The sequence below is a fragment of the Clostridium sp. HBUAS56010 genome, from assembly GCF_007115105.1.
Taxonomy (GTDB): domain Bacteria; phylum Bacillota; class Clostridia; order Lachnospirales; family Lachnospiraceae; genus Lacrimispora.
This window is the reverse complement of sequence record NZ_SULJ01000008.1, coordinates 1-12141: the sequence shown is the minus strand read 5'-3', so window position 1 is coordinate 12141 and position 12141 is coordinate 1. Positions and strand designations below refer to the sequence as shown.

At 33.7% G+C, this 12141-nt stretch carries 20 protein-coding genes; 16 read left to right on the top strand and 4 right to left on the bottom strand.

From position 1 onward, the window contains the following. Window positions 1–173 precede the first annotated feature (173 nt). On the top strand, window positions 174–1049 hold the full coding sequence (locus FAY33_RS12945) for a hypothetical protein (RefSeq protein WP_143321655.1): 876 nt from the start codon (window positions 174–176) through the stop codon (window positions 1047–1049). Window positions 1050–1383: 334 nt separating this feature from the next. Here the strand turns inward: FAY33_RS12945 and FAY33_RS12940 are convergent, their stop codons facing one another. Next, entirely contained in the window at window positions 1384–1887 is a 504-nt protein-coding gene (locus FAY33_RS12940) for a J domain-containing protein (RefSeq protein ID WP_143321654.1), read from the bottom strand. Window positions 1888–1994: 107 nt separating this feature from the next. Next, window positions 1995–2150: a hypothetical protein gene (locus tag FAY33_RS19515; protein WP_185967620.1), complete on the bottom strand. Its 156-nt coding sequence runs from the start codon at window positions 2148–2150 to the stop codon at window positions 1995–1997. A gap of 196 nt (window positions 2151–2346) precedes the next feature. Between FAY33_RS19515 and FAY33_RS12935 the strand changes: the two genes are divergently transcribed. The 13 genes from FAY33_RS12935 (at window position 2347) to FAY33_RS12885 (ending at window position 8699) form a co-directional block, all read left to right on the top strand. Next, window positions 2347–2616, top strand: a complete 270-nt coding sequence (locus FAY33_RS12935; RefSeq protein WP_143321653.1) for a helix-turn-helix transcriptional regulator — start codon at window positions 2347–2349, stop codon at window positions 2614–2616. Window positions 2617–2844: 228 nt separating this feature from the next. Next, on the top strand, window positions 2845–3357 hold the full coding sequence (locus tag FAY33_RS12930) for a hypothetical protein (protein WP_143321652.1): 513 nt from the start codon (window positions 2845–2847) through the stop codon (window positions 3355–3357). Between the two features lie 30 nt (window positions 3358–3387). Beyond that, entirely contained in the window at window positions 3388–3540 is a 153-nt protein-coding gene (locus tag FAY33_RS19510; protein ID WP_185967619.1) for a hypothetical protein, read from the top strand. A gap of 103 nt (window positions 3541–3643) precedes the next feature. Continuing rightward, window positions 3644–4033, top strand: a complete 390-nt coding sequence (locus FAY33_RS12925) for a hypothetical protein (RefSeq protein WP_143321651.1) — start codon at window positions 3644–3646, stop codon at window positions 4031–4033. Between the two features lie 54 nt (window positions 4034–4087). Next, window positions 4088–4261 (top strand): hypothetical protein, encoded by a 174-nt coding sequence (locus FAY33_RS19505; protein WP_185967618.1) that lies wholly within the window; start codon window positions 4088–4090, stop codon window positions 4259–4261. Between the two features lie 242 nt (window positions 4262–4503). After that, window positions 4504–5163 carry a recombinase family protein gene (locus FAY33_RS12920; RefSeq protein ID WP_143321650.1) on the top strand — a complete coding sequence of 220 codons (660 nt, stop codon included), beginning with the start codon at window positions 4504–4506 and terminating at the stop codon, window positions 5161–5163. After that, complete coding sequence (locus FAY33_RS12915) at window positions 5147–5341, top strand: hypothetical protein (protein ID WP_143321649.1); 195 nt, start codon at window positions 5147–5149, stop codon at window positions 5339–5341. Before FAY33_RS12920 ends, FAY33_RS12915 begins: the two co-directional genes overlap by 17 nt. A gap of 90 nt (window positions 5342–5431) precedes the next feature. Beyond that, on the top strand, window positions 5432–5680 hold the full coding sequence (locus FAY33_RS12910; RefSeq protein WP_143321648.1) for a hypothetical protein: 249 nt from the start codon (window positions 5432–5434) through the stop codon (window positions 5678–5680). Between the two features lie 169 nt (window positions 5681–5849). Next, complete coding sequence (locus FAY33_RS12905) at window positions 5850–6083, top strand: hypothetical protein (protein WP_143321647.1); 234 nt, start codon at window positions 5850–5852, stop codon at window positions 6081–6083. Window positions 6084–6103: 20 nt separating this feature from the next. Then, entirely contained in the window at window positions 6104–6454 is a 351-nt protein-coding gene (locus tag FAY33_RS12900) for a hypothetical protein (RefSeq protein WP_143321646.1), read from the top strand. Window positions 6455–6484: 30 nt separating this feature from the next. Continuing rightward, on the top strand, window positions 6485–7135 hold the full coding sequence (locus tag FAY33_RS12895; RefSeq protein WP_143321645.1) for a hypothetical protein: 651 nt from the start codon (window positions 6485–6487) through the stop codon (window positions 7133–7135). 72 nt (window positions 7136–7207) lie between these two features. Then, window positions 7208–7678 (top strand): DUF4365 domain-containing protein, encoded by a 471-nt coding sequence (locus FAY33_RS12890; protein ID WP_143321644.1) that lies wholly within the window; start codon window positions 7208–7210, stop codon window positions 7676–7678. Window positions 7679–7877: 199 nt separating this feature from the next. Continuing rightward, on the top strand, window positions 7878–8699 hold the full coding sequence (locus FAY33_RS12885; RefSeq protein WP_143321643.1) for a hypothetical protein: 822 nt from the start codon (window positions 7878–7880) through the stop codon (window positions 8697–8699). A gap of 810 nt (window positions 8700–9509) precedes the next feature. Here FAY33_RS12885 and FAY33_RS12880 read toward each other — a convergent pair. Further along, a complete protein-coding gene (locus FAY33_RS12880) occupies window positions 9510–9956 on the bottom strand; it encodes a hypothetical protein (RefSeq protein ID WP_143321642.1) in 447 nt (148 codons plus the stop codon). 176 nt (window positions 9957–10132) lie between these two features. Between FAY33_RS12880 and FAY33_RS12875 the strand changes: the two genes are divergently transcribed. Both FAY33_RS12875 and FAY33_RS12870 read left to right on the top strand, forming a co-directional pair. After that, complete coding sequence (locus tag FAY33_RS12875) at window positions 10133–10387, top strand: hypothetical protein (protein WP_143321641.1); 255 nt, start codon at window positions 10133–10135, stop codon at window positions 10385–10387. Window positions 10388–10408: 21 nt separating this feature from the next. Next, window positions 10409–11293: a hypothetical protein gene (locus FAY33_RS12870; RefSeq protein ID WP_143321640.1), complete on the top strand. Its 885-nt coding sequence runs from the start codon at window positions 10409–10411 to the stop codon at window positions 11291–11293. A gap of 501 nt (window positions 11294–11794) precedes the next feature. Here FAY33_RS12870 and FAY33_RS12865 read toward each other — a convergent pair. Then, the coding region (locus FAY33_RS12865; protein ID WP_143321639.1) for an IS3 family transposase at window positions 11795–12141 on the bottom strand (347 nt) is incomplete at its 5' end.

The window sequence follows — 12141 nt, the reverse complement described above, 5'->3', positions numbered from 1 at the left end:
GACATGTGATGTGTTTCTGGCTTATTTGTTGTTTCTGAGTATATTAGGAAGAAATATTTAATATGCCTATTTTTTTTGTTTTTCGAGTATGGTATGATATATTTAATATGATTCAAATTAATAAAAGCAATAACTTCTTATAATAATTTATAACCCACTTAAAAGGAGAAGATATGGATAAATATAAGTTGGATATCCCTTTATATTTAAATCAAAAAATTGTATTTGATTTATTAGCCTCTGTTGATGATGGATTCAGTAAATTATCTAAAATTAAGACATCATCTGGAATAAGCGGAGAAGTTGAAGCAAGTGTTGATGCTGGTCTTGGAAATAAAAATATATTTGCTTTCTTAAATGCTAACGTTAAAGGAAAAACAAGTGGAGATAAAAGTGAAGAAAAAGAACTTGAAAAAATACATACTCCTTCTTCGCTTTTTAATGGATTGAAAGAGAGTTTATATAAGAATAAGATGGTCAAGAAAATTTATTCTCAACAAGATTTTAACAAAGTAAATGCAGGTGAGTTTGTAGAGATCTGTGGTACCCTTTCGAAAAATCCACTTATTTCAGTTTTAGATAACATGGCAAATATGATAGAATTAATGACTGCTTTTTCAGATAATACGGGTCAAAAGCAAAAAAGAAAGAACCTAGATGATAAACAAACAATAAGTAAAATAAGAAATTTTTCTAATGGCTTAAAATCGAATGATATGTTAGACTTAATATGCAAGTCAAATAATGGAGATTTTAAATTCCAAGGAGTTTTGCCTGTTTATATGGATTATTTCTTTAATCAAAATATGAATGAATTAATTGATGGAAGCTTTAAAGTATTTGGTAAGGTTACTAAAATTTGTTCTTCTGATGACGAAAAAATTAATTTGCTTCGGAATACCAGTTTTACTATGATTCGTGAAAAGATGTTAGATGATTTATTTGATAATTTTAATAATCTGAATGATGAAAATTTCAGCATAGAAAATGTTCAAACTATAATTGAAGCACCATCAATATTAATAATTCCTATTGCAATATATATTTAAAAGATAAAAATAATGATTATTAGTTCGTAAAGGTTGAATTTTTAACGTAGTGTGTGAGTAGAACAGCTATGCCCTCTACAACACTAACGCATCAACGCAAAGATGTAAACATAGCCCCCTTACACCTCCCGTCCTACTGCCACCATGTCACATAATCAACACCTCGCTACACGTTCATATTGCCACCTGTATGCCGTTGAAATAATTACCCTAACACTTGTACACATGACCGCATACAAGCCGAATATGAGCAAGATAACAGCACTACACGACGAATTATGAACGCAAAGAAAGACGGTTGAAATGACCGCCTTTTCTTATACCTAAAATTTCCTTATGCTTGCAATAATACTTTTCCTTCCGGTTCTACTCTGGCACTTCCAAAGTAGTTTTCGATATCCTTAAAGCTCAATTTCTTATGACTGCGTTTCCTGAATGCTTCAGTATGAAAATACCATTTCTTTTTATCCGATGCCCATTTGAATCCCAAATTGCTTAATTTAGTTCTATATCCATATGTATTACCATCTATCCAAATCCATGCGCCTACAATCATAATATTGACACCAACGAATGAAATAACCTGTTGGAATACTTCCCTTAATCTTTCATCTTCTGCAAAGTCATATTTCAGATCATCGTATGCGGTTCTTCTGCTATCTGCTTCATTATCATGTCTATCCTTTAACTCCTTGAATAAGCTGTCATACTCTGCGTTAATGGCCTGTGTTGCCTCTGTACTGCCGTCTGGGTTATCTGGGTGGAATCTCTTTAATAACTCCTTATACTGCTTTCTTAATTCCTCTAATGTATTGATATGATTGAAATATGCTGTCATGTGTATTACCGCCTTTAATTGTGGTGGTGGGAAGTTTGGTAGCCTTCCCACCTTTGTTTAAGGTTGCAATTGGTAGATTAGATTTATGTAATTGGAAGAGTCTGTTTCTATACTGTCCATACTTCGCCAAATTGTGGATTGATTCTCTTTACTGCTTCCACATATTCATCAACGGTCAATTCTGCTTGTCTTGCGTCTTTCTCTGTGTCCTGTGATAAAACGAACACCTTATCTGAGTTCTTTAATGTTGCGTATAGCTTCATATGAATACCTTGCCTTTCTGTGTGCGTGTTATTGATTTGATATACTTATTATACACACTAAACGTAGTGCTGAATATTGACACTATGCACAATGTTTAGTGTTTACAATTGTACAAATGTTACAATGTTTAGGTAAGAGTATTGAAAGATTAAAAATCATATGCTATCATGAATTTGGGAAAAGGAGGTTAATCAAATGATTAGCTATGAGAAACTTATCAGATTATTAAATGAAAGAAACATAAGTCAATATAAATTAAGACAGGATAGGATATTAGGATCAGCTACAATTACAAAACTATTTAAAAACAATGGAATCAATGGGGAATCAATAGATATTAAAGTTGTTGATAAAATGTGCAAATTATTAAACTGTCAACCAGGGGACATATTAGAATGTATTGATGATATAGAAGGATATTCCGATACGTCTGAAAGAAGATATAGGTTAAATGATAAAGAATAAAATAAGAAACGGAAATAGAACTGTCTGAAAAAGATGGTTCTATTTTTTTACCCCAAACCAACACTAAACATTGTAACATATTGCACTAAAACCAACACTAAATGTTGTACATATTTCACATAGACAACACTAAATGTAGTGTGTATAATAACATCATAAGGTCAACCAATACAGACCAAAACAAATCAAAAACCATCAACCATCCAACGCAAACGAAAGGAGCCATTCATGGTAAAGAGAAGATTTAAAGTAGCAGTAAACGGCGATATCAACAACGCAAGTAAACGTCCAGTTATACAGAACATTCCCGAATCAATAGATCGTCTAGGAGACAAATTCTATTACAACTTACCGATGGGTTGGAGAATTGACAACAGCATTAGAACAAATCCAATGGGAACGGCTACCATTAATAATGGTGCATCAATAATGGAAGGTTGCAGACGCACCGCATTAGTATTAACCGCTGATATAGCAGTGTTCTTATGTTCAGCAGATAACTACAAAAGTGTAGCCCTTGTTAAAAATGGTAAAGCAATTATCGTATCAGAGAATGCAAGCGGATATTTTGACAAGGTGGAGTGCAATAAGGACACAGTTACAACGGTTATGAATCTGCGTGAGTATCTCAAAAGCAATGCAGTAAGTTGGGAAACATTGGAAAGAAAGTATCAAGTATTCAATTGGAATGAGATAAAGGAAGGTTTTAAATATCTCTTCTTAGTTGGTGGAGTAGCATAACAAACAATTAAATTGATGGAGGATAAGGCAATGTATAAGCAAACAATGGTGACAGCAGTTGAAACTAAAAACGGAGAAATTCAGAGAGTCGGTAGAAGTTCAATTTATCACCCTGAGATTAAGTTTAAAGGTGGTTCAATTAAATGGCTTGATGATTCATTATTCCTAAAGAAACAGCAGTAAGCAGTCAGGGCAAACGGTTCTAGTTAGTGGTTCGATTCCGCTAATGCCCTTTGGAAATAAAGCAACTAAAAACATATATGACTTATGAAAGGTAGGATTAATTATGAAGAAAGAAAACACAGTGGTAACAATCGTAGGAACCGTAGATTTTAATCAGTGTGATGTAACTGTAGACGGAAGTATTTCGTTGTTTGTTGTAATGTCAGATATTCCAGAAGTAATAAAAGAAGAGATAAGCAAAACGGTAGAGGAAGCAATAAAATACTATTCCGATGAATGGGATCAGAAATGGGAAGAAGCGGAAATTGTTGATATTACACTCAAAATTACATTAAGCGATTGCAATAAGCCAAAATATTCTATCTCTACATATTTCGAGGATTCAGATGATTCCAAACTTGGCGAGTGTGCCTATATAGAAATTGATTTGTCAATGCACCAAGAAGAAATGAAAACTCTGATTGCCAATGTTCTGATTAACGAACTTATGTAACTTGACTCATGGGGAGTGTAGCAGCTCCCCTATCTATCAAAAGGAGGCTTTTATATGCGCAAGGCTCATGTAAGTAGAAATAAAGAGTACAAGAAGGAGTTGAAAACACTGGCATCTGATTTTAGAGTAATTCATCGGGAAGAAGTCCAGGAAGCTATAAGAAATTGCCAGAATTATGACGATGGTAGACGGAAGATATTGAAAGTCTATGAAATGGTCTATCTGTAATAGGGAGCAAAGCACCAGACGGAGATATTTTCCTGAAGGTGCTTTTATTTTGTTCTGCTGCTATTCTTGTATTCGCAAAGGTGTGCTTTAACGAACATGAAGAAAACACCTCCAAAGATATAAATGCAATGTTCGCAAACATATAAAAGTAAATTACAAACATGTTCGCTTTTGAATTGACCTTAACGAATATAAATGCTATTATAAAGACATAATAATATTCGAAAGGTGGAATTTCGTATATGGATATTTACGGATATGCAAGAGTTAGTACCAAGGATCAAAATTTAGCAAGGCAGCTTAAAGACTTTGAGGAAATAGGAATTGAAAGAAGATTCGTTATCATTGATGAGCAGAGTGGAAAGGATTTCAACCGCAAAGGATATAACACGCTCGTAGGAACTGAATTGACTGCACCATTATTACATGAGGGGGATTTACTGGTTATTCATTCTATTGACCGAATGGGAAGAAACTACACTGAAATACAGGAGCAATGGAAATACATTACTCACACTCTGAAAGCTAATATAAAGGTTTTGGATATGCCATTACTGGATACAAGCATTTCTAAGGATTCACTTGACAATAGATTCATTGCAGACCTCACGCTTCAGATATTAGCCTATGTAGCAGAAAAGGAGAGACAGAACATAAACACTAGGCAGAAACAAGGAATAGCTTCTATGCCAGTAATTAACGGGAAACGGGTATCCTCTAAGACTGGCAAAGCAACTGGAAGACCTGCTGCCGAGTTCCCGGAAGAATGGGAAAAGTATTATACAGAGTGGAAGAGTAAAAGTGTTACTGCTAAGAAGTGCATGGACGACATGAAATTAAAGAGAACCACTTTCTATAAGCTGGTGAAGTTGTGGGAGAATAGCCATGAAGCAAATAATTGACTATACGATATCTGAAGCAGACATTGTAAATATGGCTGATATTGATTTAGCCGATATGCTTTTATACACTGATAGGGATAGAAGCGAATTAGAGGTTGCCGAGAAAATCTATTGGTGGTGTATCAAAGAAATAAACAGGCGGTTAGATTCAGCAGATGCCACAGGGTATTTAAATTGATTAAATAATAGTAATAATTCGTATTATGGCAAGAATTTCCAGAACTATAAAGATTGAAAATATATTATAGTTTGCCTGGGAGGTATTACCATGACAGAGCAGGAAATTATGAAATGTGAAGAATTAATGAAGGAAGCCATAGGAGTAGCGAGACAAGCCAGAAAAGAGTTTGACTACATCAGGCAACATTATCTAAGTGATGATATGTATAAATGTGAAATGAGCCAGAGAAGGTCAGATAGGCATTGGGGGCAGGCAGAAGGAGTATATAGAGCCTTGAAACGGCTTGGCTATGAACATGATGAAATGATCACGCTTGAAAAATTAATTAACTGGTGATGAATATTTAATATGGTATATGAAATTATGGGCTAAGAAATTAGTCCTTTTTTCTTGCGACAATTTATCTGATTTAATTGCCATAGTTGAACAATAAATGCGTTTGTGATAGTATTAATTTAAGAGTGTGTTCGTTCGTGATAATTGAATAATGGAATGGGGCGGTTGTATGGAAAGTAAGATGCCAGAAATTGAAACAAGAGAATGTCCGCTTTGTCATAGACATATGGACATTTTTGAAATGTATTGCAAATGTGGTTACGAGTTTGGGGGTAATCGTTGTACGGATTCAGATTGCAGAAAACCATGTGGAGATTATACAAGCTTCTGCCCGGATTGCGGAAGTGAAACACAAAATTATCTTGATGGATATATTGGTGGTTTACCGACCAATGTTTCTTAAAATGGGGGGATTATGAGGCTATGACCGAAGGTAGAGCAATAGAGATTTTCACATTGAAGAATAAGAGAAGCATAATTACATATGAAATGCTACCTGATAAATGTAAGTTTAAATGGGGCAAGCAAGGATGCGAAATATCAAAGCATGATATTGATAAAATTTTAAAAGAGTTTTTTACTAATAGTGAAAAATGGTACTTATTGGATGCTAATGTTTCTAAGCAACGTGGCGGTCTTGGAACTTATATACTGAATAATATTAAAGGGTTGACTCAAAAACACGCTTCAGCAGTCGCAGCGATTATGGAAAATGAAGGATCTTTGGAATATCGAATAAATGGAAGAAATGTAGAATTGAGAAAGTTTAATTGAGAAAGTTTAATTGCTTGAGGGAGAAATATAATGTCGGTTGTTGTTACACTTTGTTTATATGATGGTATTGTTATGGCGGCAGATAGCCGGGCAACTTTAATATGGACTTACCCAGATGGTAAACAAGAAGTATCACACAGAGATGGGGAAAAGAAGATTTATCAATTTGGTGACAGAAATATAGGTATATCATGGTGTGGAAATGCGCTGGTAGGCAATGAAAATGTGCCTGATTATCTGAATGGACTTTTTAATAGACTTAACAAGATGACGACTATAAAGGAGATAGCTGAAAAAATCAATGAAGAATGTAACGAAAGATTAATAGGGGGAACGATGCGATGCCATATTGCAGGATATGAGAATGGGACGCAGTGTTTTTATCAGGTTGTGGATGGTGTAGTTACACATAAAAATATAAATCCAGAGCGGGGTATACCTACAATATGTATCGTTTGGGACGGTATAAGGGGTATATCAAGAGATATTATTCGTGGTAAAGAAAAACTGGATATAGGAGATAGATTGGTAGATGAGTCTGATATACCACATTTTACACTAGATGAAGGTGTTAGATTTACTAGAGCATTGTTAAAACGGTCATGTTTAGAGCTAGAAGAATGTGGAGAACCATTATATTCTCTTACAATAACAGATGAAGGAATTCATTGGATTGGTTAAATTTGGTGGATCTTGAAACCGTGAAACAAACGTAAGCGGATAACGCTATAAAAATACAAGGAGAAGAACACAATGTATAATTTAAACTGGCACCGTGAAGGTCTTAGCCCTCAGAAGCTGGGAACATTCTGTGAATACTATGCAAAGATGGCGCTTGCGTCTTACGGCATGAGTATATACACCTCTGAGGTTGACGATCATGGAATTGATTTTGTAGCAGAGGGTAAAGATGGATTTTTAAAGTTCCAGGTGAAGTCTGTTAGGGCAAATACAAATTATGTGTTCATGAGAGAAGAATATTTCAACACAGATGATTTATCTTTGTATTTGATACTTATTATCCTTAAAGATGGCGAACACCCAGATATGTATATGATTCCTGCTTCTGCCTGGAACAGTAGGGAAAGTAAGCTCCTTGTCTACCACGCTTATGAAGGAAAGAAATCTACTCCTGAGTATGGGGTAAATCTGTCTGCCAGGAATCAACAAGAGCTTGAGCAATATAAATTAGATAAGATCCTGCGGAGAATATTTGAAGATTGATTATAACCAAAACAAAAGTTTAATACACTTTTTAAAAAGTCACACTCTTGAACTTTATCATAAGAAGTATGATTCGTCAGTCAAAGAAATATATGAAGATCAAGTGCGCAAATTTGAGGAAAAATTTATATGGAATAAAATTTAGTTACTAGAGAAAATAGTAATTTTATAGAAGGATGATGTATATTAAGGAGGAAAAATGAGGGTATATTTAGACACGTCTTCAATTAGAAAAAACTCTAATAGGCTTAATAAATTTGAAAATTTAGATGTTTTTACTTCTGTGCTTGCAGTCTTAGAACTAATAGCAGGGATAAAAGAGACTGATTATGAATTGCGAAAAAAGGTAGTAAATGATTTATTGAATTCTTCAATAAACATTGATTGGTCAACATACAAAAAAAAAGAATATGATGCTTTCGAACAGCCGTATAATGATGTTGAGGGATATGTTATTAAGCAAATGGCTGAAAAATTAGTTAGATGTAATGATTTTGAAGAATACAAGTGCGTAAAGATATATATTGATGAGAGTACGTACTATACATTTGAGAGTCTTGAGGATTTTGACAAAGAGCTTTCACAATTAGGGAAAAAATTCTCGATATTCAATAAAAATGAGTGGTCATCGTTGGAAAAGGCAGATAGAAAATTATTTAAGCGTAAAATGTTTGATGAAGACTTCCTTTTTCCTTATGTGCGACATCAAAGTGATTTATCATTAATATATTTAGTAGAAGATATTTCTGGCTCTAAAAGGCCCAGCGAGGAGTATTTTCGTTTAATTGATGATTATGATCAGAGTTTAGAAGTGTATCTTAAATATAATTGCTTACTTTTTCTAATGCACGAAATTAATGGATCGGAGTGTAGTAGAAATGATGCAATTGATATGTTGCATCTAGTTTATCTAAGTAAAAATGATACGATGTTATCAGAAGATAAGATATTTGAAAAATTAAATATGCTTATGCAATATATAAAAGTAAGTAATTCTGATGAAATAATGGTTGGAGAGTAGGAGATTATAACATTGTCCCTTATAAGTGGTGTATCAAAAAATAGCCAGGCGATTAGATTCAGATACTACAAGGTGTCTAAGTTGATCGCTGATAATAGTAATAATTACTAATATGCAAATAAGCCCTAAAGTATGCTAGAGTAGATAAACATGGAAAGGATACAGAAAATAAATTTAATTATTATAATATTGCACATAAATTGGTACAATTATATAATTGTCAGCTAATTAAAAAGGTTCGGTAAAAATAACAGATAAGTCCTATATTCCTATATTTAGGGGATTTAGGGCTTTTTCTTTATGTTATAAGGTGTGGAATAATTTAAAAATATAGTGTCGTTCGACATAGTGCTTATTCTATAAGGGTTTCAGCAGTTTTGATACAAAAATCATACTATTTTAAATTGTCAGAAAATTTATTAAGCATGATTTCATATACGTTATACCGAACTAATGTGCGAACGAATTTAAGAAATATTTGGAAATTTTCAGATAATTACAACGACAATGTTAATGCTCGAAAAGCCTTAATTTATAAGGGTTTTAGCGTAATTCGCATATACGAATATTATTTAGGGCTTTATGGAAAAAATAGTAATTATTACTATTATTGTGTTCGATGAGAATATAAAATTATGCACGATTGATAATTACAATATATCACCATATCCATATTTCCACAAGATTTCTAACGTCAACTAAGCTTACATCAGAGACAAAGACACTATAACAATAATCCCATCAATTCAACTAATAGGACAATTCTGTCCAGTTAGTCGAAACATTATTAATTATGTGATTTATAGCACATCATACTATGCCTTTATCCTTAAATTCCTTAAAATATTCATTTGCCAACTTCTCTGCTGCATTATAATCGGCATTAGGAATAGAAGTCTTAATATAATCTTCCATAGATACGTGACGTTCCCCAATAGAAATAGTAATATCTTCTTTGGTGGTAACTATGCCAGGCTTACATTTTTCCATTAGTGCCATAAAAGAAGCCTTATCGGTAGAACCCATTTGGCTTAGAAGATTAATTAGATCCATGGCTTCTTGTTCAAGTGCTTTTTGCTTATCTTTGATTGCTGTTTCTTTATTTTCTTTTGGAGAAATATTACTAAGAGCTTCTTCTTCAGCCTTTTGATGGATCATTAATTCAAGAACATTTGATAAGGCTTTTCTCTGATATTTTGGATTGAGTGTCACCAATACTTCTATTACACTACGAATCAAAGTAGTATCTACTTGCATAATCATTTTCCCTTTTACAGACAGTTAGTTTTGCTTAAATTATATCATATAAGGACATATTTGTGATACCATAATTTTCTAATGATGAGATTTTACTTGATTTATTAGAGTCCAATATTCGTCGTCGAGGAGATGTAGGCGGATCAACTAAGAAAATGGGTATGAGGATACGGGAATTGGAACGATTATATGGAATCGAGAATGGAGGAGATAGAAAATCAAAATCAGTTCCGAATAATTCGGATGTGATTTCTCAAGATGATTTGGCTAAACAAATTGGGATATCTGTAGATACTCTTGCAAACTACAAACTCCTTGCCGAAATGATACCAGAATTATCGGATTTAGTAGATACCGGTATTGTAACAAAGACAAAGGCTGAATTTGCAAATATAGTAAACATTATCGTACATTGGTCGATATATAATTAAAGATGATAGGAGGGTGATATTATGAGGAAAGAAGTTGGAAACTTAACTAAGGCTGTAATTACATCGTTATTTATAATAGGAAGTACTATTACAGTTAATGCTGGTCAATGGAATCAAGATAATACAGGCTGGTGGTATCAAAGCGACAATGGAAGCTATTATAATAATGGCTGGCAATGGATAAACGGTAAATGCTATTATTTTGGACAGGACGGATATTGCTTTATAAATACGACTACGCCTGACGGCTATAAAGTAGATGCTGGTGGTGCATGGGTTTCTGGTGGTGCAGCACAAAATAAGAACGCCACCGAAACAGCGAATCAAATACAATTAAGCAAGGACGCTGTTTATAATCTTACATCACTTGCTAATATAGCCTATGAATCAAAAAATGATCCTTATCATTCCGAGGTATTTGATGTAAATTTAAAGGCCGGAAACTTAAGCTCAGAAGAAAAAGCTTTTATTTTATATTGGTACCAATATAATTACGCATATGTTGATGGTAGATTATCGGATGTAGAAAGTGGAAGTTCGCTTAATTATGAATCATACAATACATTACGACCTGAAGATTTAAGGGATATAATGAAAGAGGTTTTAGGCAGTTGCAATGATGATGATGTGAAGACTTTTGAAAAAAACTATGTAGAAAAGAAAAGTAATGGTTTATATTATATGAATAATACGGGGGATTTCGGAGATGCAGGTGCATACTATTTATCTGGTGAAAATGTATTGTATAATTTAGAGAATGGAGTTTTAGTACTCACTGGAAATGTAGTGCAATATCAAAGTAACAGAAATGAATATCTTCCTGTTAAAACTTATACTGCATATTTCGCACCCAATTCTAATTCTCACATATCCGGTTATCAGTTTAAACAACTAATTATTCAATAGAACGTATTAGACGAACAAATAGGTTAAACAACAAAATCATTAATTCAAAAAGGCTATAAATCCTTATTTTACAATGGGCTTATAGCTTTTTGATGTGTAAAATGGGGCGATTCTGCTACCATCATATCAATATCTACATAAAAATTAAACTATCAGACAATCTACAGTGGGAAAGATACTCAATAATTATAAGCATTTCAGTTTAAAACGAAATGGATCACATTCGCCTATGCAGGTATTCCATGCAAGTGTGTTCACATGCCACCACAATGAACACAAACGTTGCTATTTGCCCCATACTTGGCTCACAATAGTATTAGTGCATACTTCTTAGGGTATGAGCTTAAAATGGATTTATGGGCATTTAAACGTGCTATGTGGTGTGCGATATTCCCACAGTCTAAATGGAAGATGAATATAACATCAAATGGACTAACGGAACAGAAGTGTTCTATTAGCAACGATAATCAGATTGCAGATATTTGGATTGTCAACAGTTTTCTAGACAGTTTTTTTTAGGGTATTTATTCTATACTTCACCGGAGTCAGGTATCCTAGCGAAGAATGAATCCTACGGTTGTTAAACCAATTTACATAATCAGCTAATTCAATCTGAAGATGGTATAAGCTGTGAAACGTCTGGTTCCTAATTAATTCTGTTTTCATTATTCTAAAGGTTGCTTCTGCTACTGCATTATCATAGGGGCAGCCTTTATGGCTGAGAGAACGCTGAATTTCAAATGCTTTCAACGTCTCATCAATAGTCTGATTCTTGAATTCGTTACCACGATCCGTGTGAAATATTTGAATATCCTTCAGCGTTCCATTTACGGATTGAAACGCTTGTT